Here is a 23929-nt window from a genome sequence, read left to right as displayed (position 1 = left end):
GGAATTATCCTTTCACCGCGCCGGCCGTCAGGCCCTGCACGAGATAACGTTGAATGAGCAGGAAGAAGAGGCAGGCCGGAATGAGCGCCAGAACGCCCGCCGCCATCATCTGCCCGAAATCGACGGAAAATTTGGAAACGAAGGTCAGAAGGCCAACCGGGAAGGTGGCGCTCTGGTTGCCGGAAATCAGCATCAGCGCAAACAGAAGCTCGCTCCACGCGGCGGTGAAAACGAAACCGAGCGTCGCGGCGATGCCGGGCAACGTCAGCGGCAGGATGATCTGGCGGAAGGCCGTGAAACGGCTTGCCCCGTCGATCATCGCCGCCTCCTCCAGATCCTTCGGAATGCCGTCGAAGAAGGACTGCATGAGGAAAGTGGCAAAGGGCACGTTGAAGGCGGTGTAGACGATGACGAGGCCAGTCAAACTGTTGGTGAGGCCGAGCGGCGACAGCATCTTGAAGATCGGCGCGACCAGCATGACCAGCGGGAACATCTGGGTGATCAGCATCAGCGCGACGATCCAGTATTTGCCCTTGAAGCGAAAACGCGACAGCGCATAACCCGACAGCGAGGAAAGTACCGTTACGGCAAGTGCAGTGGAGCCGGCAACAATGACGCTATTCTTAAAAAACGTCGGGAAGGCACTGTTTTCTATGACGTAACGGTAATGATCCAGCGTCGCGTGCGATGGCCACATTCTGACGCCTTCGCTGTAAAGCAGGTCGTTAGGCGTAACCGAAACCTTGAGCAGCCAGAACAGCGGAAACAGCGCAAAGACGATATAGGCAAGGATCGCCAGGCGATGGGCAAGGGTAAAAAATATCCTTGATGTCATCGGTCAGTCCTTCTCGATCAGGCGCTGGCGCAGAAGCACAATCAGCATGGAATAGGCAAGCAGCAATACCAGCAGCACCAGCGCAATCGCCGAGGCGTAGCCGAAATCGAGACGCCGGAAGGCCTGGGTGAAGATATAGCTGGCGACGATCTGGGTGCGGTCGGCCGGCCCGCCATTGGTCATGACGATGATGAGATCGGCGAAGTTGGCGATCCAGACGGTGCGCAACAGCACCGTGATCGCGATGGTGGGCGCCAGAAACGGCAGGGTGATGGAGGTGAAGCGCTGGAACGGGTTTGCGCCGTCGATTTCCGCTGCTTCATAGAGATCGCGCGGGATGGCCTGCAGGGCCGCAAGCAAAGTGATGGCGAAGAAGGGAATACCCCACCAGACATTGGCGATGATCGGCCCCCACATGGCGAGCTGCGGATCGGCGAGAATATTGTTGGGTGCGGAGAGAAGTCCGAGCGAAACCATCCAGTGCGGCAGCGGCCCGATGACCGGATTGAACAGCCAGGCCCAGTTGAGACCGGCAAGGAATGTCGGCACGGCCCATGGCAGGAATACCAGCGCCTGCGCCAGCCCCCTGCCCGCAAAGGGTTTATCGAGCAGCAGCGCCAGAATGAGGCCAAAGAAGAATTGCAGAAAAACTGAAGCGCCCGTCCACCACAGCGTATTTTTCAGCGCCCGATAAAAGGCAGCGTCCTGCGACAGTGCCTCCAGATGTTTCAGGCCGACGAAACCGCCGGAAAAAGGGTTGAGCAGCTGCACGTCGCGAAACGCATAGGACAGGCCGAGCACCAGCGGCACCAGCATGACGGCAACGATGAGCACCAGCACCGGCGCACTGTAGAGCCAGGGTTCGGCCCAATCGGCAAACCGTCGCATTGCAGGCTTGCGGGCGCGGTTGCGCGCGGCCACGGGTCCGGCGCCATGGGCATAGGACATGATTGATCGCTCCTGATCGGACGGCGGGGCAGACAGGTTTTTCATGGCCTCTGGCCAGCCGGTCCGCACGTTTTCAAATCGGCCTGCCTTTTCTGGCAGCCCGGAAGAGCGGCCACGCGGGTTTACCCACGCGCAGCCGGCCCAAGTCGTTTATTTCGAGGCGAGGAACTTCTGCTGCGCCTTCGTCATGTAATCAGCCCATTGCTTGGCCAGATCTTCCGGCGTGATATCGCCGAGCAGCGCTTCCTGCGATGTCTTGATGACAAGCGAATCCTTGAAGAAGGCGAATTCCTCAAGATAGGTCGGCATTTTCGTCGGCACGGCGTTCTTGTCGGCCAATTCGTCGAACCAGCCCTTGAACTGCTCGCTGGCATAGAAGGGGTCTTTTTCCGCCGACTTGTGCACCGGCAGTGCGCCGGTCTTCTTGTTCCACTCGATATTGCCTTCCGGCCCTTCGAGCGTCTCAACCAGCTTCCACGACAGGTCCTTGTTGGCGGAGGCCGACATGATCGACCAGCCGGCGAAACCGATGGTCGGGAAGGTCTTGCCGTCAGGCCCCTTCGGCATGGTCATGACACCGAAATCTTCCGGCTTCATGCGCTGGGCAATGGCGATAAGGGCATCCGGATCCTGATCAAGGAAGGCGCAGGTGCCGGAATAAAAGCCGGCGACGATCTCGTTGAAGCCCCAGTTGACGCTGTCCTTCGGCGCCAACCCGTTCTTGTAGAGATCGATCACATAGGTCAGGCCCTTCACCCAGCCGGGGCTGTCGAAGGTGGAGGTGCCATCCTTGGTGAAGAACTCGTTCGAACCGGCCATGGAAGCGCCGAACATCACCCAGCCGTTCAGGCCACCCGGGCCGCCGCGCAGGCAATAGCCGTATTTGCCGGGCAGTGCCGCGACCTTCTTGGAGGCGTCGGCAAACTCCTCGAGCGTCTTCGGCGGTTCCTTCACGCCGGCTTCGGCCAGCAGTTTCTTGTTGTAGAACATGGCGCGCAGATAAAAGCCGTAGGGCAGCATATAGGCGGTGTTCTTCACATCGCGGCCAAGTTCCAGCGTGCGCTCGCTCAGACCCTTGGTGTATTCCCACTTCGCAAGATAGGGTTCGAGGCTCTCCAGCATGCCGTTATTGGCATAAAGCGACAGCCATGTGTCGGGCATTTCCATCACATCAGGCACATCGCCGGCCGAGACCATGGTGGCGAATTTCTGGAAGGCTTCGCTCCACGGCAGCGAGATGATTTCCACCTTGGTGCCGGGATTGGCGGCCTCGAATTTCGAGACGATGCCCTTCAGCGTTTCCGTCCGCTCGGGACTTGTGATGACCTCGACCAGTTTCAAGGTCGTGTCCGCCAGCGCCGTTCCGGTCATCAGGACGGTGAAGATTGCTGCTGTTACCAGTTTTTTCATGTCGTTCTCCCCTTTTTTGTCGTCAGTTTAAAAACACATCAGGCGGCAGACGCCGCCTTGATCGCGGGTTCGAGATCGTTCCAGAGGGCTTCCGTGCCTTCCAGTCCGACATGCAGGCGCACGGAGCGCGCGCTGATGCCGAACGTGTGGGCGGAGTTCGGCTGCGCCTTCTGTTCAAGCACCACTTCACCGGGGACGATCAGGCTTTCATGCCCGCCCCAGGAAACACCCAGTTTGAAAAGCTGGAGGCGATCGGCAAAAGCCCGCACATCCACCCCTTCCTTAAAAATGAAGGAAAACAGGCCCGACGTGCCGTGAAGACCGGGCGGCAGGCGGTTCGCCAGCCCCGGATGGCAGACCTTCTCCACCACATCCAGCGCCTGCAGGCGGGTTGCGATGTCGAGCGCCGAAGCCTGATGCGCCTTCATGCGCAGCGGCAGGGTGCGAAGTCCGCGAATGAGCAGCCACGCATCGAAGGGCGACATCTTGCCGCCGAGATAGGGATAGGTTTCCGCCCGGATGCGGTCGATCATCTCCTTCGAACCGGCCACCACGCCGGAGACCACATCGCTATGGCCGCCGAGATATTTCGAGGCCGAATGCACGACGAGATCGACGCCAAGCGAGATCGGCTGCTGGAAGACCGGGCTTGCCCAGGAATTGTCGATGACGGTGACCGCGCCATGACGTTTGCCGATGGCGGCCAGCGCACCGACATCATGGGCTTCCATCACCCAGCTCGTCGGGCTTTCCATGTAGAACAGCTTTGCGCCCGGCATCGCCTTTTCAACCGCCGCCTCATCACGACCATCGACATAGACGACCTCGATATTCATGCGCTGCATGAAGGTGCCGAACAGGCGGAAGGCATCGGGATAGACATGGCGCACCGCGACGATGCGGTCGCCCGGCGAGACGAAGGACAGCACAGTGGAAGAGATAGCAGACATGCCGCTGGCAAAACCGAGCGCGTCTTCAGCGCCTTCGAGTTTGGCCAGCATTTCTTCGAACATGCGCACAGTCGGGTTCAGCCCGCGCGTATAGACCGGTCGCACCTTTTCACCGCGATAGGTGGAGACCATTTCATCGTAGCTGGAAAAGGTGAAAAGCGAGGTCTGCACGAGCGGCGGCACCACGGCTTCAAAAGCGTGGGTCTCGTCATGCGCGACAATCAGGGAGGCGGGATCGAAGAGATCGTTGCCTTGGTTCATTTCGACATGTCCTTGATATCCTCCTCGACAACGGCGAGGATTTTCAGTGTTTCTTCACGGGCAGTCTCCGCATCGCCGGCGGCGATGGCGTTGAACAGCGTGCGGTGAAAGGGGAAGGAGCGGCTTGCAAAATCCGGCCGGTCAAACGGCTTCAGCCAGAAGCGCTCGAAACCTTCGCGCATCTGCTCCAGAAGCTGCTTGAACAGCGAGTTATGCGTGGCGTCGTAGATCGACAGATGGAAGGCAAGGTCGGCCTTGCCGGAGGTGCCTTCGGCCAGATGCACCCGCTCCATCTCATCAAGCCGCGCTTCCATGGTGGCGATATCGTCCGCCGTGCGCCGGCGCGCGGCGGCCATCGATGCCTCGACCTCAATGCCGCGGCGCACTTCCAGTGTCATCAGCAGCGCATCGCGCAGGCTTTCGGCGTCGATGGAAATCGGCATATGCACGGTGGCGGCGGAAATCGGCTTCAGCAGATAATTTCCGCTGCCCTTGCGGCTGTCGATGACGCCCAGCGCCTGAAATTTGCGGATGACCTCGCGAATGGTGGAGCGGCCGACACCCAGCGCCGCCATCAGCTCCCGCTCGGCCGGCAGCCGTTCGCCCGCCTTCAGCCCTGCCCGCTCGACATAGTCGGAAAGCGCGGCCTCCACCTGGCGCACACGGTCGCTCGGCGGAATGGGCTGCATGAGTTCCCGGCTGGACCTGTCCAAGACTTACCCTCTAAATTGGTCTGACATCTTACCATTTCAAAGGGCAAATCGATTGTCAACAGGCAACGAAGAATACGGCTCAGGTAACCGCATGTGGCTAAGTGGGTTGAGGGTGCGGTAAAATATCGGTGCACCCGCTCGATAGGGGAAAGGTCGAGACCGGGAACGGCTGGAATGAAACTTAAGGTGCCGAAGGACGGTGACTGATGGCGGCCGGTTAAGTCGCCGTCGCTTGGACGACACCACGCGCCAATGCATCGGCACGCTCATTGCCAGCTGTACCCGAATGTCCTTTGCACCACTCCACGGCCACATGCGGATGCCGCTCGAGCAGCTCGTCGAGCTGCTGCCAGATTTCCCTGTCGGGGATCGGTCTTCGGCGGGCGCGCTGGTTGGGCGTGATCCGCTTCCAGCCGTTATTGCGCCAGATCGCCCTATAACGGCGGCAACCCTCAATCACATGAACGGCATCCGTCCAGAGCGTGACATCTCGCGTGGGCGCTTCGGCGGCGACCCAGGACATGGCGTTCAGGACGGCGAGAACCTCGAAACTATTGTTCGATGCGCCAGCCGCCTTGCCCGTGGCGGAATGGACTTGGTGACCTTCTTCATGAACGACGAACGCCCATCCTCCGGATCGGGTGGCATCGTCGAAGGAGCCGTCGGTGAAGATGTGAAGCGCGTCGGACATGAAGAGGTGTGTAGCACCGAAATGGAAATCGCTAAAGGAACAGGGCATCGCGGAGGGATTCTTTCGTTCCAGCACCACAAAAGCAGAGAGGGCGGCGCCAGCCACCCTCTCCTCACTTACGCCGAAACTGCCCGTTTTACTGGTTGAGAACGGCGGCCGTAATCGTCTGCATATTGTGGTTGACCATGTCGATATAGGTCGATGCCGGGCCGTCAGCCGACGAAAGCGCGTCGGAGTAGAGCGTGCCGCCAACCTTCAGGCCGGTCTCGCTGGCGATCTGGTCGATCAGCCGCTTGTCGGTGATGTTTTCGACAAAGATCGCTGAGGCCTTGTCGTGTTTAACCTGATCCACCAGCTTGGCGACATCGGCGGCCGAGGCTTCGGATTCCGTCGAAATGCCCTCGGGCGCGAGGAAGTTGAGGCCGTAGGCGTGCTCGAAATAACCGAAAGCGTCATGCGAGGTAATGATGACGCGGTTTTCCGGCGGGATCGCGGCGATTTCGGTCTTCACCTTCTCGTTGAGGGCGGCAAGCTTGGCGATATAGGCTTGCGAGTTGGCGGTATAGGTCGCGCAACCGGCCTTGTCGACCTCGCAGAATGCGCCGGCGATGTTCTTCACGTAGATTTCGGCGTTGTTGATCGACTGCCAGGCATGTGGATCATATTCACCGTGATGATGTCCCTCGTGGTCGTGATCATGGGCCTCGGCCGTCTCATGTTTGTGGCCGGCTTCTTCGGCCTTATGGTCATGGCCTTCTTCCTCGGCTTCCGGATGGGCGTGACCGGCCGGCTCGTCGGAAAGTTTGAGCGGCTCGACACCCTTTGTCAGTTCCACGACGGGAGCTTTGGTGCCGCTGGTGTCGATCAGCCGTTTCAGAAAACCTTCGAATTCCAGGCCATTCACCAGAACGACGTCCGCCTTACTGACGGCGACGGCATCGGCGGGACGCGGCTCATAGACATGCGCATCACCGTCCGGCCCAACGAGCGTGGTAATCTCGACGCGGTCGCCGCCGACATTTTTGGCGAAATCGGCGATGATCGAGAAGCTGGCCACGACCTTGAGTTCGGCAGCCGAAGCCTGCGCCATCAGCACCGGCGAGAGGGTAAGAAGGCTTGCGCAGGTGGCAAGACGGAAGGTTTTGAACATGAAGGTTCTCCTTTTTTCGAACGCTGTTTTCAGGCCGTTCTGTGACGGCCGGAACCGAGAAGATCGCCGAGCAAGCCGCGCGTGCCGACGAGAATGGAGAGCGCGTAGACGACGCCCGCCGAAAGGATGATCGCCGGGCCGGATGGCAGCGATGCGTGATAGGACAGGAGGAGGCCGGCAAAGCAGGAGACCATGCCGATGCCAATCGAGATGAAGCACATCGGCGCCACGCGGTTGGACCAGAAGCGGCTGGCGGCGGCGGGCAACATCATCAAGCCCACCGAAAGCAGCGTTCCGAGCGCCTGAAAGCCACCAACCAGATTAAGCACGACGATGGCGAGGAAGAGAAAATGCACCGGGCTGCCCCAGTTGCTGACCGAGCGCAGGAACAGGGGATCGAGGCATTCCGCCAGAAGCGCCCGCCAGAAGGTGATCATCACCAGCAGCGTCACGATGCAGATACCGCTGATCAGGCCGAGCGCCTCGTTGTTCAGCGCCAGCACCGTGCCGAACAGCACATGCATGAGATCGACGCTGGAGCCGCGCCACGAGACGAGCAGCACGCCGAGCGCCAGTGAAATCAGATAAAGGGCGGCAAGCGAAGCGTCTTCCTTCTGGACGGTGAAACGCGATACCGCACCGGCACCCAGCGCCACCACCAGGCCGACCACCAGCCCGCCAATCGTCATCGGCAGAATTTCCAGCCCGTAAAACAGAAAGCCGACCGCCGCCCCCGGCAGGATGGCGTGCGACATGGCATCGCCCGTGAGACTCATGCGGCGCAACATCAGGAACACTCCGACTGGCCCGCAGCTGATGGCAAGGATCAAGGCGCCGGCGAGCGCCCGTTGCATGAAGACATATTGAACGAAGGGTTCGATGAAAAAATCAGCCATGGGCATTCGAATTCGCGTGGAAGTGGGCTTGGGGATGAGTGTGAGAATGTGACGCCGCCGCCCGTGGGCCTTCGTCGAGCGCATTGGTCGCCGGTGCATTGGTCATTGGCGCATCGCCCGGCGCGCACCACGGTGCATTTTCCTCCCATGCCTCGTGGAAATGCCGCGCCTGGCGCATGTTTTCCGGCTTCAGGACATCACCTGTCGGGCCGAGGCCGACGAGACGCCGCGCGAGGAACAGCGTCTGGGGAAAATGCTGCCGCACCAGCTGATGGTCATGCAGGACGGCCAGCACCGTGCGCCCTTCCGCAACCCATGCCTTGATCATCACCAGAAGATCGGTGACGGTGCGCTCATCGACGGCATTGAAGGGTTCATCCAGCAGGATAAGCTGCGCATCCTGCAACATGGCGCGGGCAAACAGGGCGCGTTGCATCTGGCCGCCGGAGAGCGAATCGATATTGCGCTTCTCAAAACCGGACAGCCCGACCGCCTCCATCACCCGGCCCATCGCCGCTTTGTCCTGGGAAAGGTGACGGCCAAGCAGGCCGCGCTTGGGCCAGAGACCCAGCGCAACGAGATCGCGCACCTGAGCCGGGAACGACCTGTCGAGTTCCGACTGCTGCGGCAGATAGGCGACGGAGATGCCTGAGCTGATCCGGCACTCACCGCCGAGCGGTTTCAAGATGCCGGCGATGCCCTTCATGAGCGTCGATTTTCCCGAGCCATTGGCGCCGACAACCGCGGTGAGCGATCCCCTGGCGATAGCGCCATCCAGATGATGCACAGCCGCACGGCCGGCATATCCAAGCGTCAGATTTGTAAAAGTGAGGCACGGATCGTTCATCGATCCCTCCGGGGCAGGATTTCATTCATTGGCCCCTTGATATGTAATGTTATTACATTCGTCAAACGAATATGTAATGAAATAACATTAACTATTGGAAAGTTAGAGTGGCGCGCTGTTGGGCAGATACCTCACTCTTGCGCAGATGCTTTTTTTCCAAAGTCCGTTGACACGTCGTACATATGTAATGTTATTACGTTACATAACTGGAACCGGCACTTCAAAAACCTCCGTTTCCAGATCGCCTGCCGTGGTCATCATAATGTCCACGCGACTGCTGCCACAGAACGAGGTCCCCATGAAAAAACTCCCTGTCACCGTCCTCTCCGGCTTTTTAGGCGCTGGCAAAACCACGCTTCTCAACCACATCCTCGCCAATCGCGATGGCCTGCGCGTGGCGCTGATCGTCAACGATATGAGCGAGATCAACATCGATGCGGCGCTGGTGCGCGATGGCGGCGCCAATCTTTCCCGCACCGAGGAACAGCTGGTGGAAATGACCAATGGCTGCATCTGTTGCACGTTGCGCGATGACCTTCTGACCGAGGTGCGTGCGCTCGCCGAACAGGGCCGATTCGATTATCTCCTGATCGAATCCACCGGCATCGCCGAGCCACTTCCCGTGGCCGCCACCTTCGATTTCCGCGATGAGAACGGCCGCAGCCTGTCTGATGTCGCGCGGCTGGATACGATGGTGACGGTGGTGGATGCCGCCAATCTTCTCAAGGATTACGGTTCGTCCGATTTTCTGGCCGACCGGGGTGAGACGGCGGGTGATGGCGACAACCGCACTATTGTCGACCTTCTGGTCGAGCAGATCGAATTTGCCGATGTGGTCGTCCTCAACAAGATCGGCACCGCCACGCCGGAGGAACGGGATGCGGCCCGCAAGATCATCGTCGGGCTGAACCCGGACGCGAAACTCATCGAGGCCGATTTCGGCAAGGTGGAACTGAAGGAGGTGCTGGGCACCGGCCGCTTCGATTTCGCCAGGGCCGAAGAACATCCCCTGTGGTTTAAGGAGCTGCACGGCTTCAAGGACCACATTCCCGAAACCGAGGAATATGGCATTCGTTCCTTCGTTTACTGCGCCAAAAGGCCCTTCGATCCCGTGCTGTTCCAGCGTTTCATCGATCGCGCCTGGCCGGGCGTTGTGCGCGCCAAGGGTTTTTTCTGGCTGGCGACACGGCCGCGTTATGTCGGTGAGATCAGCCAGGCGGGCGCATTGGTCCGCACCGGCAAGATGGGCCTCTGGTGGTCCGCCGTGCCCAGGGAACAATGGCCGCGCGAAAAGCAGTTCCTCGATATGATGAAACCCTATCTTGACCCCGTCTTCGGCGACCGGCGGCAGGAAATCGTGTTCATCGGTTCCGATCCTATGAGCGAGGCCCGCATCCGGGCGCAGCTGGATGCCTGCCTGATCGATACGGAAGCCTTCACGCCGGACGCCTGGCGGCACCTGCCGGACCCCTTTGCGAGTTGGGACCGACAGGCCGTCTGATTGCCCTCGCCGCCCGCATTTCAGGCGAGGGCAGCGGTTTTAGTCTTCTCCCCGCCTGGGGGGAAGAAGCGGGCGATTCAAAGAAAATTCAGCGTCAGCAGCGCCAGCACGACGTATCTCCCGACCTTGGCAATGGTGACCAGCAGCAGAAACACCGGCAACGGTTCCTTCATGATCCCGGCTGCCACGGTCAACGGATCACCAATCAACGGCGCCCAGCTCAGAAGAAGCGACCATTTGCCGTAACGCCTGTACCAGTTCTGCGCCCGTTGCAGCGCAGCTTCCCCGACGGGAAACCAGCGTTCATGCCGGAAATGCTCAATGCCACGCCCAAGCAGCCAGTTGGCGAAAGAACCGGCGACATTACCAACGCTGGCCACGGCGACCAGCAGCCAGACAGGCTGGGACTTCAGCAGGATGAGACCGGCAAGCGCCGCCTCCGACTGCATGGGCAGAATGGTCGCCGCGATGAACGCCGTCAGAAACAAACCCGCATATACCGCCAGATCGGCCATTGCCTGCCCTTTATTGTCAGCGAATCCCACCGCCGTCCCTGAAGTGGTGGATGAGGACCGCGGCGGTCAAGCGCCTCCGCCGGTTGGAGGCAGGTTCTCAGGCGGAATTCGCAGCAATGGCGCACACGATATCGTCATGATCCACTTCCAGCAGCGCCTTGTGGATCGATATTTGCCTGGTTTTGCCGGAGGCGGACAGGACAACGATCACCGTTTCCCGCGGCGGGCAATCCGGCAGCGCACAGGAAAGCTCGCTGACGGTGACGATATCTTCGGCACAAAGATGTAGCAAATCGCGCGCCCATTGTTTCAAAACGCGGGCCTGTGAGATGATCGCGGAACCGCTGCGTGCAAGCGGGTTGTTCATGCCCTGCCCTTTCGCCCCGCCTGCGCGGCCAATGCGTTGAATAGGTCGCGAATTGGCTGTTGCGGCATATCCATGCCGATCATGACGATGCGGGTTGAACGATCGCCATCTGGCCAGCTTTCCAGCCGGGTCAGGGGATAAAGCCGGTGCTGCACGGCGTGGGCGACAACCGGCCGCTCCGGGTCGTCAGTCGCGCCGAAAATTCCCTTGAGCCGCAGCAGACCGGAATGCACATTGCTGGTGACAAGTTCGAGAAAGGTGACGATCGCCTGCGGATCAAACGCGCCGTCGAAGGTGAGGTCGAATGCCTCCACCCCGGCGCCATGGCGGTTGATGTCGTGATCATGGCCGACATGGAGGTTCAGCCTGTCGGCGGCCAGCCACCCCGGCACGTCCTCCGTCTTGCCGTGCAGCGAATAATTCTTCGTTGCAAAAAGCGACATGAGATCGAAACCGGCCGCGTTGCGGTCATGCAGGCGGGCGGCGGGATTGAGATCGGTGAGGCTCTTCTGGTCGATTGCCGCCGCATCGGCGAGATCGGCCTTGGTGAGAACGATGTGATCGGCAAAGGCCAGCTGTTTCCAGCCCTCGATGAAACTGTCGAGCATCGCCTGGCCCGAGATGACATCAAAAACCGTGACCACGCCCGAAAGATGAAAGTGCCGGGCAACGATATGGTCACGCAGGCCAAGCGCCGGCGTTCCGCCGGCAATCAGGCTGTTGATGATCGGTGCGGGATCGGCAAGGCCAGTGGTCTCGATCACGACCCGCGATATTTCCGGCATCACCCCTTCGAGAAAGGCCTGATGCAACTCGTAAAGCGAGGTGCGGATATCGCTGGAGGCGGTGCAGCAGATGCAGCCAGTCGTGGTCTGGAAATAACGCTCCGAACCGGTTCGAACCAGACCGTGATCGATGGGCACCGAGCCGAATTCATTAACGATGACGGCCGCATCGCGCATGGCCGGCGCGGCCAGAAGCTCGTTCAGCAAGCTGGTCTTGCCGGCACCGAGAAAGCCGGTGAGCAAGGTGACGGGCACCGTCTGAACCGGTGGCGCCACAGCCGAATCCTCCTTGCGTTCAAACGCCTTCTTTCGTGTGATTCCGAACACGTCTGCACCCTGCGATTCACATATTCGCAGCATTGTAATATGTGATGTAATAACATATCAACAGCGTTCATGCACGCCACATATAAAGGGCCAGACCATAACGGTGTTCGTGCACATAACCTGGCCTCATCAAGTCACACCAACGAACACACGAAAAAATCGAGACGCCGCAAAAATGGAATAATAAAATCATTCCATTCACTTTCGTTTTAATCGTTCCACGTTCTCTTGCATTTTCGTTAGAGTTCGCTTTTAATCGGCAATGCTAATACATAAAAGATCGCCCGCAGCCGGATCGAGGAGGATAGGCTGCAATAAGGGGCTGTATCTTTTACTGTTTTTAAAATGGGAGGAATGACCTTGAAAAAACTCAGCTACCGCCTTGCTGCAGCATCCGCGCTTTCGTTTTTTGTCACATCGAATGCTTTCGCTGCGACGGAAATCCAGTGGTGGCACGCCATGACCGGCGCCAATAACGAGGTCGTGGACACGCTTGCGAAAGAGTTCAACGACAGCCAGAAAGACTACAAGATCACGCCCGTCTTCAAGGGCACCTATCCGGAAACCCTGAATGCCGGCATTGCCGCCTTCCGCGCCAAGCAGCCGCCGGCCATCATTCAGGTCTTCGACGCCGGTTCCGGCGTGATGATGGGCGCCGCCGGCGCCATCAAGCCGGTGGCGGACGTGCTGAAGGAAGGTGGCTATACCTTCAACAAGGACGAATATCTGGCCGGCATCGTCGCCTATTATTCCAAGCCCGACGGCACCATGCTGTCCTTCCCCTATAATTCGTCCTCGCCGATCCTCTATTACAACAAGGACATCTTCCAGAAAGCAGGCCTCGACGCCGCCAACCCGCCGAAGACCTGGCCGGAAGTTTTCGAAGCCGCCAAGAAGATCAAGACCAGCGGTGCCGCGCAGTGCGGTTTCACCTCCACCTGGCTCACCTGGATCCAGACCGAGAACTTCGCCGCCTGGAACAACGTGTCCTATGGCAGCAATGAAAACGGGCTTGGTGGTACAGATGTGAAGCTTGCGGTCAATGCGCCGCTCTTCGTCGAACACTTCCAGGCCATTGCCGATCTCGCCAAGGATGGCACCTTCCGTTATGGCGGCCGCACCTCCGAAGCCAAGCAGCTGTTCATGTCCGGTGAATGCGGCATCCTGACCGAATCCTCCGGCGGCCTCGGCGATATCGTCAAGACCGGCATGAATTACGGCATCGGCCAGTTGCCCTATTATGAAGGCCACGGGCCGCAGAACACGATTCCCGGCGGCGCCAGCCTCTGGGTGTTCGGCGGCAAGAGCGACGCCGAATATAAGGGCGTGGCGGAATTCTTCCATTTCCTCTCGCAGACCAAGATCCAGTCTCGCCTGCATCAGGTCTCCGGCTATATGCCAGTGACGATCGCGGCCTATGAGGAAACCAAGAAATCCGGCTTCTACGACAAGAACCCCGCCCGCGAAACGCCGCTGCTACAGATGATGGGCAAGCCGCCGACAGAAAACTCCAAGGGCGTGCGCCTCGTGAACCTGCCGCAGGTACGCGACATCATGAATGAGGAGTTCGAGGCGATGCTGGCCGGCAAGCAGGACGCCAAAGCCGCCCTCGACAAGATCGTCGAGCGTGGTGACGCCGCCATCAAGCAGGCCGCCGGCAACTAAAACGATCCCTGCCCCCGCCCGCATCGCTCACCCGGTGCGGGCGGTATTTCCATCTCATCAGGAGATCGCCGTGCAAAGCGTCGTATTCCCCAACAAGATCCTGCCCTATCTGCTGGTCGCCCCGCAGATTATCCTCACGGTGATCTTTTTCTTCTGGCCCGCAAGCCAGGCGCTCTACCAGTCGACCATGCGCGAGGACGCTTTCGGGCTGAGCAGCAATTTCGTCGGGCTGGCCAATTTTTCCGCCGTGCTGTCGGATGAGAGTTATCTGAACTCATTGAAGGTCACGGTTATCTTCAGCGTGCTGACCGCGCTGGTGTCCATGGGACTGGCGCTGCTTCTGGCAACGGCTGCCGACCGCGTGGTGCGTGGCAAGGGCTTTTACCGCACCATGATGATCATGCCCTATGCCGTGGCACCTGCTGTCGCCGGCATGTTGTGGCTGTTCATGTTCAACCCCGCCATGGGCACGTTCTCTTATATCCTGCGCCGCAACGGCATCATGTGGGACCCGTTGCTCGACGGCAATCAGGCCATGCTGCTGGTCGTCGCCGCCGCTGCGTGGAAACAGATCAGCTATAATTTCCTGTTTTTTGTCGCGGGTTTGCAGGCAATTCCGAAATCATTGCTGGAAGCGGCTTCGATTGACGGTGCGCGCGGTTCGCGGCGCTTCTGGACCATCGTTTTCCCGCTGCTGGCACCGACAACCTTCTTCCTTCTCGTCGTCAACACCGTCTACGCCTTCTTCGACACCTTCGGTATCATCCATGCCGTCACCGGCGGCGGCCCCGCCAAAGCGACGGAAACGCTGGTCTACAAGGTCTATAATGATGGCTTCGTGAATCTCAATCTCGGTTCCTCCGCCGCGCAGTCCGTGATCCTGATGGTGATCGTCATTGCGCTGACCGCCTTCCAGTTCCGCTTCGTCGAGAAGCGCGTGCATTACGGCTGAGGATCACCGATGATTGAAAATCGCCCCATCGCCCGCGTGATTGCCCATCTGATGCTGGTTCTCGGCATCATCATTGTGGCCTTCCCGATCTATTACACCTTCGTCGCGTCCTCCATGACATCGAATGATATCATCCGCCCGCCCATGTCGCTGCTGCCGGGCAATCATCTCAGTGCGAATTACACCGAGGCTATGGTCGGCGGTGTCGAAAGAGTGGTTGGCGTCAGCCTCGAGCGGCTACTGTTCAACAGCTTCGTCGTCGCGCTCGCCATCGCCATCGGCAAGATCGTCATCTCGTTCCTGTCGGCCTTCGCCATCGTGTTTTTCCGCTTTCCCTTCCGCATGGGCTTTTTCTGGATGATCTTCATCACCCTCATGCTGCCGGTGGAAGTGCGCATTTTGCCGACCTATAAGGTCATCGTCGACCTCGGGTTGATCGACACCTATGCCGGCCTGACGCTGCCATTGATGGCATCGGCAACGGCCACCTTCCTGTTCCGGCAGTTTTTCCTCACCATTCCCGGTGAGCTGGTCGAGGCGGCGCGTATCGACAATGCCGGCCCGTTCCGCTTCATGCGCGATATTCTGCTGCCGCTGTCGAGAACCAATATCGCCGCTCTTTTCGTGATTCTGTTCATCTATGGCTGGACCCAGTATCTCTGGCCGCTGCTCGTCACCAACGATGCCAAGATGAACACGATCATCATCGGCCTCAAGCGCATGGTGGATTTCACCGACGCTTCGACGCCCTGGAATTATGTGATGGTGACGGCGATCCTCGCCATCATCCCCCCTGTTATGGTTGTGGTGCTGATGCAGCGCTGGTTCGTCAAAGGTTTGGTGGAGACCGAGAAGTAATGGCAAAAATTGCGCTGAAAGACGTCCGCAAGGTTTATGGCGGCAATGTCGAGGCCATCAAGGGCGTGTCGATGGAGATCGCCGACGGCGAAATGATCGTACTCGTCGGCCCGTCCGGCTGCGGAAAATCCACCTTGCTGCGTATGATCGCCGGACTGGAAGGTATTTCCGGCGGCCAGATCATCATCGGTGACCGCGTCGTCAACGATCTCGAGCCCTCAGACCGCGACATCGCCATGGTGTTCCAGAACTATGCGCTTTATCCGCATATGACGGTGCGGCAGAACCTTGCCTATGGCCTGAAGAACCGCAACACCCCGAAAGAGGAGATCGAGCGGCGCATCACCGAGGCGGCCAAGGCTCTGGAAATCGAACAGTTCCTGGAGCGCAAGCCGCGCCAGCTTTCCGGCGGCCAGCGTCAGCGAGTGGCCATGGGTCGTGCCATCGTGCGCAAACCCGCGGCTTTCCTGTTCGACGAGCCGCTCTCCAACCTCGACGCCAAGCTGCGTGTGCAGATGCGCGTCGAAATCCGCCGCCTGCAACGCTCGCTCGCCACGACAAGCGTTTATGTCACCCATGACCAGATGGAGGCCATGACACTCGCAGACCGGCTGGTGGTGCTAAATGCCGGCCGCATCGAGCAGATGGGCACGCCGATAGAGCTTTACGAAAAACCGGCCACCACCTTCGTCGCCACCTTCATTGGCTCCCCCTCCATGAACCTTCTGTCCCATGGCGCGGCCTCGTCCAATGGCTCAGCCGGCTGGTCGGTGAATGGCGCCGCCGCACTGCCGCCAACCGTCGCGACGCTCGGCATCCGCCCGGAAGACATCACGTTGGCAGAAGCCGAACCCGCCGATGCCGCCTTCACCGGCACGGTGCAGGTGGACGCCGTGGAACTGGTGGGGGCGGAAAGCTATGTCCACGGCTCGTTTCCAGACGGCACCACCATCGTCTTCCGCGTGCCGGGCCGCTCACAGCTGCGCATAGGCGAGATGCTGAAGATCGCCGCGCAGGCTAAGGATTTCCATTTGTTCGATGCGGCAGGCAAGCGGATTTAGAGTGATGGCCCGAGGAAGGCCCAGCCGGTCGCTTATCGCGACCGCGCTGGGCAAATTTTACGGAGACGACACGGCCGGAAGGGAGGCCTGGCGAAGAGCGAGCTTTTTGCCAAGTTTCTGGGACGGTAGCTCAATGAATCGATAGCTCAAATACGCCATTATCACCGTCAGGACACAGGTCAACACGATAATGACATGTATGGGATAAGGCGCGAGTTGCCGATAGGGCAGAATATATTCCACGATCGGCTGGGCGACCGGGCCCAGCAGATAAACGGAGTAGCTTATCGCACCAAGCCAGACAAAAACCGGATGCGTGATACGAAGCTTCGTCGTAAACAGCGCAAAAAGCGCCATTCCCGCGTAATAGGCAATTGTATAGCGATACCAGGTCTCGCCGAAGCCCATATCCACATTATAGCTCAAGAGGCTGATGACTGGCACAGTGGCAATCACAAGAAGTGACGTGCCAAGGATAAGCCCTCGTAGATTCGCCCCCGCCTGATCGCTGGCGCCATGACGCCACAACAAGCCCCAGAACATGACAGTCAGTCCAAGCGGAATCGCAACCGGCAATTTAATGCCCACCATATAACGGGCTGCTCCCATGGCGACCGCGCATAACAGGAAAAACACCACCGCTCCAACCGCTGCCTGCGGTTTGTGCAGGAGTCTTACATAAAACAGCGTGCCGCTGACGGCGTAGAAGATGATTTCTATCTGCAGCGTCCAATAAACGCCAAGAATATTTTGCTGCCCCAGAAATTGCTGCAGCATCGTCAGGTTGGCAATGATCTGCTTGAGTGTGAAAAGATCTCCGCGCACCAGTGGAATAATCGCGAGAGCCAGAACCATTGAAAGCCAATAAGCGGGATACAGCCTGAAAAATCGTGAGATTGCGAAGCCACGTAGAGGGGCGCTACTTGCTTTCAGCAAAGAAAAAGGAATAACGAAACCCGAAACCGCGAAGAACATGACCACCGCGATTTTTCCAAGGTCAAAATATTCAGTAAATAAATAGAAGAGATAATACTCCACAGAATTCGACGTAAAACTGTTTTTATACGCCACTTCAGCAATGTGAAAATATATCACTGCCAAAGCCGCTATGCCTCGAATGGAATCGACGTAAATCCAACGTCCGGGATTGCGATCCGCGCTCATCAATGCCTCGTTCAAAATTTTTTATAAAAATGTAATATTTGTACTTATTGGAGAACTATACTGCTGCACGGGCACAAAATGCAACGGTCCTCACCATGCGCCTATCCCCTAAAAAAACTGCACCCCGGATCGCGCCGGAATGCAGTGCAATGGTTTCAACGGTGCTTGGCGCTTATGTTAAAGTCTTATCGCGAAGTTTAATCACAAGAGCTACCTACCAAACCAATTCCACCTGCGGCCGGCCGTTCGAGGTTTTCTCCACCGTGCGGCCTGACGTGTCGATATTGCAGTGAACACGCTGCCGGAAGGCGGAGAAGCTTTCGAAGGTCACGACGTCGACGGGATCGTCGAGATGCAGGGTGAGCCGATAGCGTTCGGGCTCTCCGCCGAGCGCCTGGACACCGAGCACGGAGGCGACGAAAGGCTGGCCGAGGTAAAAGCCTTCCACCCTTGAACCCAGAAGATAGGGGTTGAGGGCCGGGCGATTGCCAACGCTCGCATGCAGGGTGTTCCAGTCGCGGAAGCCATGTTGCGCGGCGATGAGTTCCAGCGCCTTCGAGTGGGTGATTGTTTGCCCATGCTCCTCAAGGGCAGCGCGCAGGCGTTTTGCCTGTTCCTTCAGACCCTCAAGCGCGGGAAGTGGTCTGGACACGTTCATAACGGTTCTCCAACATTGACATGCCGAATTTTCCGAGGGGTGTCCGCGTTGCCATCGACGACATGCAAAACATGGGGATGACCGTTATCAGGAAAAGAGCTTCACCAGGGGCATAAATGCCTGCGGACGGCCGGGGCTCTCTGCCCGTGGCCGTCCGTATAACTCGGAAAGCGCCGCTCGTCAAAGGTGGGCTCACGCCCATCCCTCAATCAGAAGCGATAGGTGATACCAGAGCCGATCAGCCAGGGATCGAGCTTCGCCTTGCCGCTGATCGGCGTGCCGCCCAGTTCGGCGGTCCAGTCGGTCTTGAGAAAGATTTTCTTCACGTCGAAGTTCACGCCCCAATGTTCGTCCAGCATATAGTCGAAACCGACCTGTACCGCTGCACCGAGCTTGTTCTTGACATCGAGATTGCTGAAACCGGGCTTTTCTGACTGGTTGTAGAACAGCGAATAGTTCACGCCCGCACCGATATAGGGCTTGAAGGCACCGAAATCAGTAAAGTGATATTGCAGCGTCAGCGTCGGCGGCAGCAGCCATGTCTTGCCCACAGGCGTGCCGGCGAGCACGCCCTCGCCATTGATCTTGGCATAGGTGGTGCCGAGGATGAGTTCGGCGGCGAAGTTGTCGGTGAAGAAATAGCTGATATCGAGTTCGGGGATCACGGTATCCGAATAGGACAGGCCCGCACCCGGAACGCCGTCGACGCTGCCGCTGTCATTGGTGATGACGCCGAGGCCGCGCACGCGCAGCATCCACGGGCTTGCCGCCGCAATCGCCTGTTCGGCCGTGGGCGCCGGTGCCAGCGGGGCCAGATCGGCAGCCAGCGCACCGTTTACCATCATCATTGCCGCAACGCTGGCCAGCAGGGCGGTCTTCGTGTTCATCTTCATCATTCCATCTCTCCTATAGCGCAGCGCGGCCAGGCAACTCCCGAACCCGCTGATGACGGTGGGCTGGCGACTCTTCGCCTGCCGCACCGGATCGCAGCCACTATGGCGATGGACGGGGTGGGCCGATTGAGATGGATCAAATGGGAAGGGCGATTGCCTGTCAGGCCAAAGAAGCAAGCGGCATTGTGACAATTGCGCAACAAACCTTGTCCTATGACGGACGTTTTCATACCCTTGAAAAGGAAAAGGGCGCCGGTTCGACGCCCTTCCTTACCTTCAGGCCGCCTGCGGCGTCAGGGCGGCGGAGCCCGGCTTCCTGAGAAGCAGCACCGAGAAAGCCGCGATCAGGCACATCAGGCCGGCAATCTGCAGCGCCGGCATATAGGTGTCAAAATCGCTCTTGAAGAAACCGGCGCCGAAAGCGGCGGTGGCAGCCCCCAGTTGATGGCCGGCGAAGACCCAACCGAACACCAGACCTGCTTTTTCACGGCCAAAATTTTCGGCGGCGAGCTTCACCGTCGGCGGCACCGTTGCCACCCAGTCCAGCCCGTAGAAGACGGCGAAAACCGAAAGCTCGACGAAACTGAAACCCGAGAAGGAGAGATAAATCAGCGAGAGGCCGCGCAGACCGTAAAACCAGAACAGCAGGAATCGATTGTCGAAACGGTCGGAAAGCCAGCCGGCGAAGATCGTGCCGAAGAAATCGAAAATGCCGATCACCGCCAGCGTGCCCGCCGCCGTAACCGCGGCCATGCCGAAATCACCGCAGATCGAAATCCAGTGGGTCTGGATCAGGCCATTGGTGGACAGCCCGCAAACGAAGAATGTGCCGAACAGAACCCAGAAAACCGGGTTGCCGGACACGCTTTTCAGCGTCACCAGCGGTGAGGCCAGCGTGGCGAGAAGATTGTGGTCCTGCTTCGGCGGCTTCGATACCGCCGTCTCACCATAAGCTGGCAGGCCGACATCGGACGGGTGATCGCGCATCAGAAGCAGAACGAGGATCATGGCGGCTGCAATCACCGCAACGGAGAGCGTCAGGGCCGTCCGCCAGCCATAGGCCTCGGTCAATGCCGCCAGCAGCGGCAGAAACACCAGCTGACCCGTGGCATTGCTGGCCGTCATCAGGCCGATCACCAGGCCCCGGCGTTTGGAAAACCAGCGTGACGCCACCGTAGCCCCCAGCACCAGGGCGGTCATGCCGGTGCCCACACCGATCACCACACCCCATAGAAGCAGCAATTGCCAGACCTGCGTCATGAAGAAGGATGCGACGATGCCACCCATGATCAGGGCGAGCGCCGTCGATACCACCTGCCGGATGCCGAAATGGTTCATGAAGGCGGCGGCGAAAGGCCCGAGCAGGCCAAAAAGCACCAGCCGGACCGCCATGGCGGAGGAAATATCGGCGATATCCCAGCCGAACTCCTGATGCAGCGGCTGGATCATCACCCCCGCAGACCCCATCGCGCCGGCGGTGGCCAGCATGGTCAGAAAGGTGGTGACGGCAACGACCCAACCGTAATGCAGGTTTCTGCCGGCCATCCAGCTGGCAAGGCGTGTGGAGAGCATGTTCAAAATCCCTTTCCAGCGGCCTCTGGCCGAGTTTTACGGGTAGATACCCGCTTCATGATCTAAAAATTAGAGGGCTGCGAGCAGTTCCTGCAATTGCGCGGTCTTTTCCGGTCCCAGCCGGGCCTCAATCTCGTCCTGCACGCCGTCCCAAAGCGGCGCACCTGCCTTCAGGATCGCCTGCCCCTCCTCCGTTACGGTCAGCATTGCCTCCCGCTGGTCCTCACCGTGGCCGATGGCGACCAGCCCCATCCGGGCCAGTACCCTGGCATTGCGGCCGACGGTGGAGCGATCCAGGTCCACCCGCGCGGCAAGGTCGGTCAGCGAAACAGGCGCCGTGCGGTTAATGTTCCGCAGCAGACTGAACTGGCCGATATTAACGCCAAGCGGCGCCAGTGCCTCGTCATAATAGGACGAGACCTTGCGGGATGCTTTGCGCAACAGAATGCAGTGGCAACGATCGTTTGGCATCATATCGGGTATATACCCGCAACTTATCGCAGGCAAGAGGCGTCTGGAAAATTGTCGGCGGGATAAAGTCGGGCGCATGAACCGTATAATAAAAACAATAAACCCCGGCTTTGGGCCGGGGTTCGATGTCAGCAGCGAGGATCATCTCAGGCCGAGAGCCGGCGGCCGTTTGCCACCAGAAGACCGGCGGCACCTTCCAGCCAACCAGCTTTCAGCTCCAGCGCCAGAAAACGGTTGCGCTCGAACGGGCCGGGCATGATGAGGTGCTGGGCCTTGTCGGCAAAGAAGCCGAAGCGCTCGTAATAAGGCGCGTCGCCGACCAGGAGGATGGCGCCATGGCCGCGCTTGGTGGCTTCGCCGATCGCCGCCCGCATCAGTGCGGAGCCGATGCCCTTGCCCTCATGGGCGGCATCGACGGCCAACGGGCCAAGCAGCAGCGCCTCGACCGGACGACCTTCGCGCGAAATGCCGGCTTCGACATTCCACAGGCGCACCGTGGCGATGACATGACCGTCCTCATCACGAGCGACAAGCGCCAGGCCTTCGGCCGGAACGCGACCGGCGCGCAGCTTTTCAGAAGACTTGCGGCGACGGCCGGCGCCCATGGCGCGGTCCAGCAGGTTCTCACGGGCGACGACATCGCCCGGATTTTCCTGATCGACATGAAATGTCTGCGGCGTGAAAAATGCCCGTACCGAATTCAAAAGAGCGGCCATCCTTGGCCTCCCGTCACACAACCGCCCACACGCGGCCCTTGATGAAAAATGGTGAAACCGCTCCGGCCCGCCGACACGCTTTCCTCGGCTGGAAGAGGTGCAGCAAGCAGGGATTTGCGCAACAGCACAATCGGCAGGGCCGGAACGGAAGCTTGGTCGAGACGCCGCCCTGTTCAGCGGGCGGCGTTCGGACTTTTTGACCTGCGCATCGGGTTTTCCGAAAACCGCGTTACACTTTTCGGCCCGATGCCTAGATGACGTAAGCCTTCAGCGGCTCGAAGCCATTAAAGGCAACCGCCGAATAGGTCGTCGTGTAAGCACCCGTGCCTTCGATCAGAACTTCATCGCCGATGGTCAGCGAGACCGGCAGCGGATACATGTTCTTTTCATACAGCACGTCGGCGCTGTCGCAGGTCGGGCCGGCCAGAACGCAGGGCTGCATCTCGTCCTGATCACGCTCGGTGCGGATCGGGTAACGGATTGCCTCGTCCATCGTCTCGGCGAGACCGCCGAACTTGCCGATGTCGAGGAATACCCAGCGGTGGTTGTCGTTGTCGGACTTCTTCGACACGAGAACGACTTCCGCCTTGATGACGCCGGCATTGCCGACCATGCCGCGGCCCGGCTCGATGATCGTCTTCGGGATCTGGTTGCCGAAGTGCTTGCGCAGCGCCGTATCGATCGCCTGGCCGTATTCTTCGGCAGCAGGGACGTCGCGCAGGTACTTGGTCGGGAAACCACCGCCCATGTTGACCATCTGCAGGTGGATGCCCTGCTTGGCAAGCGACGCAAAAACGCGCTTGGCATCGGCAAGTGCTGCATCCCATGCGTCGAGGTTCATCATCTGCGAGCCGACATGGAAGGAAACGCCGTAGGATTCCAGACCCATCTGATGCGCATAGACCAGAACATCGACGGCCATCTGCGGCACGCAGCCGAACTTGCGCGACAGCGGCCATTCAGCACCTTCGCCATCCGTCAGCACGCGGCAGAACACGCGCGCGCCGGGGGCGGCACGGGCAACCTTCTCGACTTCCTCATGGCTATCAACGGCGAAGAGATCGATGCCGAGCGCGTGAGCACGGGCGACGTCGCGTTCCTTCTTGATGGTGTTGCCGAAGGAAATCCGGTCTGACGTTGCACCGGCATCGAGCGCCATCTGGATTTCAGCCACGGAGGCGCAATCGAAGTTGGAGCCGAGCGAAGCGAGCAGCTTCAGGATTTCTGGAGCCGGGTTTGCCTTGACGGCATAATAGATAGCGCTGTTCGGCAGGGAATGCCGGAACGCGTTGAAATTGTCGCGCACGACGTCGAGATCAACCACGAGGCAAGGGCCTTCGGGACGTCGGGTCTTGATGAAGTCGAGAATGCGTGCAGTCGTCATCGATATATTCCCTATAAAACCGACTCCGGCAGAATCCGGAGGACAAAGGACGCTCGAGATATGCACTCGAATCAGCCGGTGGAGGCGCAGAATCGATAGCATACGCTCAAGGCGCGAATGTGAACGATGCCCTGCCAGAGCATCATTCGGCTTTGTCTGCCATCGATTGGAGGGAATGACCCGACCGCACTTCAGGCAATGATGGTGTGCCTCTTCAGTACCCCGGCTGATGGAAAGCCGGCAGAGAACCAGAAAGGCCCGCACCGTCGTTGCTTCATATGTCCTCGCATTTCCCGGTTGGCCGGAATAGCGACTGGAGGGGTTAGTTCCAGGTACCTT

General features: G+C 59.2%; 24 protein-coding genes. 5 read left to right on the top strand and 19 right to left on the bottom strand.

Annotated features, from left to right (window positions below):
• Nucleotides 1-4: 4 nt before the first annotated feature.
• The 9 genes from GSF67_RS22515 to aztA form a co-directional block, all read right to left on the bottom strand.
• Nucleotides 5-835 carry a carbohydrate ABC transporter permease gene (locus tag GSF67_RS22515; RefSeq protein ID WP_006314464.1) on the bottom strand — a complete coding sequence of 277 codons (831 nt, stop codon included), beginning with the start codon at nt 833-835 and terminating at the stop codon, nt 5-7.
• Between the two features lie 3 nt (nt 836-838).
• Nucleotides 839-1783: a carbohydrate ABC transporter permease gene (locus GSF67_RS22510; RefSeq protein ID WP_035216057.1), complete on the bottom strand. Its 945-nt coding sequence runs from the start codon at nt 1781-1783 to the stop codon at nt 839-841.
• A gap of 150 nt (nt 1784-1933) precedes the next feature.
• Nucleotides 1934-3193: a sugar ABC transporter substrate-binding protein gene (locus GSF67_RS22505; protein WP_006314467.1), complete on the bottom strand. Its 1260-nt coding sequence runs from the start codon at nt 3191-3193 to the stop codon at nt 1934-1936.
• 38 nt (nt 3194-3231) lie between these two features.
• Nucleotides 3232-4404, bottom strand: a complete 1173-nt coding sequence (locus tag GSF67_RS22500; RefSeq protein WP_006314468.1) for a PLP-dependent transferase — start codon at nt 4402-4404, stop codon at nt 3232-3234.
• A complete protein-coding gene (locus GSF67_RS22495; protein WP_006314470.1) occupies nt 4401-5093 on the bottom strand; it encodes a FadR/GntR family transcriptional regulator in 693 nt (230 codons plus the stop codon). The genes GSF67_RS22500 and GSF67_RS22495 overlap by 4 nt, the downstream gene beginning before the upstream one ends.
• A 241-nt stretch (nt 5094-5334) precedes the next feature.
• The gene (locus GSF67_RS22490) at nt 5335-5808 is read right to left on the bottom strand and encodes a ribonuclease H (RefSeq protein WP_035216059.1); all 474 of its coding nucleotides are present in this window, start codon (nt 5806-5808) and stop codon (nt 5335-5337) included.
• 136 nt (nt 5809-5944) lie between these two features.
• Nucleotides 5945-6958 (bottom strand): zinc ABC transporter substrate-binding protein AztC, encoded by a 1014-nt coding sequence (aztC, locus tag GSF67_RS22485; RefSeq protein ID WP_006314473.1) that lies wholly within the window; start codon nt 6956-6958, stop codon nt 5945-5947.
• Nucleotides 6959-6987: 29 nt separating this feature from the next.
• The gene (gene aztB, locus GSF67_RS22480) at nt 6988-7854 is read right to left on the bottom strand and encodes a zinc ABC transporter permease AztB (RefSeq protein ID WP_083815955.1); all 867 of its coding nucleotides are present in this window, start codon (nt 7852-7854) and stop codon (nt 6988-6990) included.
• Complete coding sequence (gene aztA / locus GSF67_RS22475) at nt 7847-8701, bottom strand: zinc ABC transporter ATP-binding protein AztA (protein WP_006314475.1); 855 nt, start codon at nt 8699-8701, stop codon at nt 7847-7849. The genes aztB and aztA overlap by 8 nt, the downstream gene beginning before the upstream one ends.
• A gap of 298 nt (nt 8702-8999) precedes the next feature.
• Here aztA and zigA point away from each other — a divergent pair, with 298 nt between their 5' ends.
• Entirely contained in the window at nt 9000-10202 is a 1203-nt protein-coding gene (zigA, locus tag GSF67_RS22470; RefSeq protein WP_006314477.1) for a zinc metallochaperone GTPase ZigA, read from the top strand.
• Nucleotides 10203-10279: 77 nt separating this feature from the next.
• On the opposite strand, the gene GSF67_RS22465 is transcribed toward zigA, so the two are convergent.
• The 3 genes from GSF67_RS22465 to GSF67_RS22455 form a co-directional block, all read right to left on the bottom strand.
• Entirely contained in the window at nt 10280-10717 is a 438-nt protein-coding gene (locus tag GSF67_RS22465; RefSeq protein WP_006314478.1) for a YqaA family protein, read from the bottom strand.
• A gap of 97 nt (nt 10718-10814) precedes the next feature.
• Nucleotides 10815-11084, bottom strand: coding sequence for a hypothetical protein (locus GSF67_RS22460; protein WP_006314479.1), 270 nt, complete (start codon nt 11082-11084; stop codon nt 10815-10817).
• Complete coding sequence (locus GSF67_RS22455) at nt 11081-12229, bottom strand: GTP-binding protein (RefSeq protein WP_050813496.1); 1149 nt, start codon at nt 12227-12229, stop codon at nt 11081-11083. Before GSF67_RS22455 ends, GSF67_RS22460 begins: the two co-directional genes overlap by 4 nt.
• A 321-nt stretch (nt 12230-12550) precedes the next feature.
• Between GSF67_RS22455 and ugpB the strand changes: the two genes are divergently transcribed.
• From ugpB to GSF67_RS22435, 4 genes are all read left to right on the top strand, one after another.
• Nucleotides 12551-13861, top strand: a complete 1311-nt coding sequence (ugpB, locus tag GSF67_RS22450) for a sn-glycerol-3-phosphate ABC transporter substrate-binding protein UgpB (RefSeq protein WP_006314481.1) — start codon at nt 12551-12553, stop codon at nt 13859-13861.
• 70 nt (nt 13862-13931) lie between these two features.
• Nucleotides 13932-14813 (top strand): sn-glycerol-3-phosphate ABC transporter permease UgpA, encoded by an 882-nt coding sequence (gene ugpA / locus GSF67_RS22445; RefSeq protein ID WP_080827767.1) that lies wholly within the window; start codon nt 13932-13934, stop codon nt 14811-14813.
• Between the two features lie 9 nt (nt 14814-14822).
• On the top strand, nt 14823-15671 hold the full coding sequence (ugpE, locus tag GSF67_RS22440) for a sn-glycerol-3-phosphate ABC transporter permease UgpE (RefSeq protein WP_006314749.1): 849 nt from the start codon (nt 14823-14825) through the stop codon (nt 15669-15671).
• Complete coding sequence (locus GSF67_RS22435; protein WP_006314750.1) at nt 15671-16732, top strand: sn-glycerol-3-phosphate import ATP-binding protein UgpC; 1062 nt, start codon at nt 15671-15673, stop codon at nt 16730-16732. Before ugpE ends, GSF67_RS22435 begins: the two co-directional genes overlap by 1 nt.
• Nucleotides 16733-16789: 57 nt before the next feature.
• On the opposite strand, the gene GSF67_RS22430 is transcribed toward GSF67_RS22435, so the two are convergent.
• From GSF67_RS22430 to odc2, 7 genes are all read right to left on the bottom strand, one after another.
• Nucleotides 16790-17896, bottom strand: a complete 1107-nt coding sequence (locus GSF67_RS22430; RefSeq protein WP_035216158.1) for an acyltransferase — start codon at nt 17894-17896, stop codon at nt 16790-16792.
• 214 nt (nt 17897-18110) lie between these two features.
• Nucleotides 18111-18554, bottom strand: coding sequence for a glyoxalase superfamily protein (locus tag GSF67_RS22425; RefSeq protein ID WP_006314752.1), 444 nt, complete (start codon nt 18552-18554; stop codon nt 18111-18113).
• Nucleotides 18555-18763: 209 nt separating this feature from the next.
• Nucleotides 18764-19450, bottom strand: coding sequence for an OmpW family protein (locus GSF67_RS22420; protein WP_006314753.1), 687 nt, complete (start codon nt 19448-19450; stop codon nt 18764-18766).
• Nucleotides 19451-19723: 273 nt separating this feature from the next.
• Nucleotides 19724-21019, bottom strand: coding sequence for an MFS transporter (locus tag GSF67_RS22415; protein WP_006314759.1), 1296 nt, complete (start codon nt 21017-21019; stop codon nt 19724-19726).
• A 69-nt stretch (nt 21020-21088) separates the two neighbouring features.
• The gene (locus GSF67_RS22410; RefSeq protein ID WP_035216171.1) at nt 21089-21490 is read right to left on the bottom strand and encodes a MarR family winged helix-turn-helix transcriptional regulator; all 402 of its coding nucleotides are present in this window, start codon (nt 21488-21490) and stop codon (nt 21089-21091) included.
• A gap of 146 nt (nt 21491-21636) precedes the next feature.
• Nucleotides 21637-22206 (bottom strand): GNAT family N-acetyltransferase, encoded by a 570-nt coding sequence (locus tag GSF67_RS22405; protein WP_006314763.1) that lies wholly within the window; start codon nt 22204-22206, stop codon nt 21637-21639.
• A gap of 250 nt (nt 22207-22456) precedes the next feature.
• Nucleotides 22457-23590 (bottom strand): ornithine/lysine decarboxylase, encoded by a 1134-nt coding sequence (gene odc2 / locus GSF67_RS22400; protein WP_006314764.1) that lies wholly within the window; start codon nt 23588-23590, stop codon nt 22457-22459.
• Between the last annotated feature and the right edge of the window lie 339 nt (nt 23591-23929).

Origin of the sequence: Agrobacterium sp. CGMCC 11546 (assembly GCF_013365515.1) — a bacterium.
In the GTDB taxonomy this organism is placed as follows: Bacteria; Pseudomonadota; Alphaproteobacteria; order Rhizobiales; family Rhizobiaceae; genus Agrobacterium; species Agrobacterium fabrum.
This window is presented reverse-complemented; position numbering and strand designations above follow the sequence as displayed.

Bases quoted from the DNA above. Each gene is read 5' to 3' on its own strand.
- GSF67_RS22495 (WP_006314470.1), bottom strand. From the start codon at position 5,093: ATGCAGCCCATTCCGCCGAGCGACCGTGTGCGCCAGGTGGAGGCCGCG.
- zigA (WP_006314477.1), top strand. From the start codon at position 9,000: ATGAAAAAACTCCCTGTCACCGTCCTCTCCGGCTTTTTAGGCGCTGGC.
- GSF67_RS22460 (WP_006314479.1), bottom strand. From the start codon at position 11,084: ATGAACAACCCGCTTGCACGCAGCGGTTCCGCGATCATCTCACAGGCC.
- GSF67_RS22490 (WP_035216059.1), bottom strand. From the start codon at position 5,808: ATGTCCGACGCGCTTCACATCTTCACCGACGGCTCCTTCGACGATGCC.
- GSF67_RS22410 (WP_035216171.1), bottom strand. From the start codon at position 21,490: ATGCCAAACGATCGTTGCCACTGCATTCTGTTGCGCAAAGCATCCCGC.
- aztC (WP_006314473.1), bottom strand. From the start codon at position 6,958: ATGTTCAAAACCTTCCGTCTTGCCACCTGCGCAAGCCTTCTTACCCTC.
- GSF67_RS22510 (WP_035216057.1), bottom strand. From the start codon at position 1,783: ATGTCCTATGCCCATGGCGCCGGACCCGTGGCCGCGCGCAACCGCGCC.
- GSF67_RS22515 (WP_006314464.1), bottom strand. From the start codon at position 835: ATGACATCAAGGATATTTTTTACCCTTGCCCATCGCCTGGCGATCCTT.
- odc2 (WP_006314764.1), bottom strand. From the start codon at position 23,590: ATGACGACTGCACGCATTCTCGACTTCATCAAGACCCGACGTCCCGAA.
- ugpB (WP_006314481.1), top strand. From the start codon at position 12,551: ATGACCTTGAAAAAACTCAGCTACCGCCTTGCTGCAGCATCCGCGCTT.
- GSF67_RS22505 (WP_006314467.1), bottom strand. From the start codon at position 3,193: ATGAAAAAACTGGTAACAGCAGCAATCTTCACCGTCCTGATGACCGGA.
- GSF67_RS22405 (WP_006314763.1), bottom strand. From the start codon at position 22,206: ATGGCCGCTCTTTTGAATTCGGTACGGGCATTTTTCACGCCGCAGACA.
- GSF67_RS22435 (WP_006314750.1), top strand. From the start codon at position 15,671: ATGGCAAAAATTGCGCTGAAAGACGTCCGCAAGGTTTATGGCGGCAAT.
- GSF67_RS22465 (WP_006314478.1), bottom strand. From the start codon at position 10,717: ATGGCCGATCTGGCGGTATATGCGGGTTTGTTTCTGACGGCGTTCATC.
- aztB (WP_083815955.1), bottom strand. From the start codon at position 7,854: ATGGCTGATTTTTTCATCGAACCCTTCGTTCAATATGTCTTCATGCAA.
- GSF67_RS22425 (WP_006314752.1), bottom strand. From the start codon at position 18,554: ATGAACGTGTCCAGACCACTTCCCGCGCTTGAGGGTCTGAAGGAACAG.
- GSF67_RS22430 (WP_035216158.1), bottom strand. From the start codon at position 17,896: ATGAGCGCGGATCGCAATCCCGGACGTTGGATTTACGTCGATTCCATT.
- ugpE (WP_006314749.1), top strand. From the start codon at position 14,823: ATGATTGAAAATCGCCCCATCGCCCGCGTGATTGCCCATCTGATGCTG.
- GSF67_RS22415 (WP_006314759.1), bottom strand. From the start codon at position 21,019: ATGCTCTCCACACGCCTTGCCAGCTGGATGGCCGGCAGAAACCTGCAT.
- aztA (WP_006314475.1), bottom strand. From the start codon at position 8,701: ATGAACGATCCGTGCCTCACTTTTACAAATCTGACGCTTGGATATGCC.
- GSF67_RS22420 (WP_006314753.1), bottom strand. From the start codon at position 19,450: ATGATGAAGATGAACACGAAGACCGCCCTGCTGGCCAGCGTTGCGGCA.
- GSF67_RS22500 (WP_006314468.1), bottom strand. From the start codon at position 4,404: ATGAACCAAGGCAACGATCTCTTCGATCCCGCCTCCCTGATTGTCGCG.
- GSF67_RS22455 (WP_050813496.1), bottom strand. From the start codon at position 12,229: ATGCTGCGAATATGTGAATCGCAGGGTGCAGACGTGTTCGGAATCACA.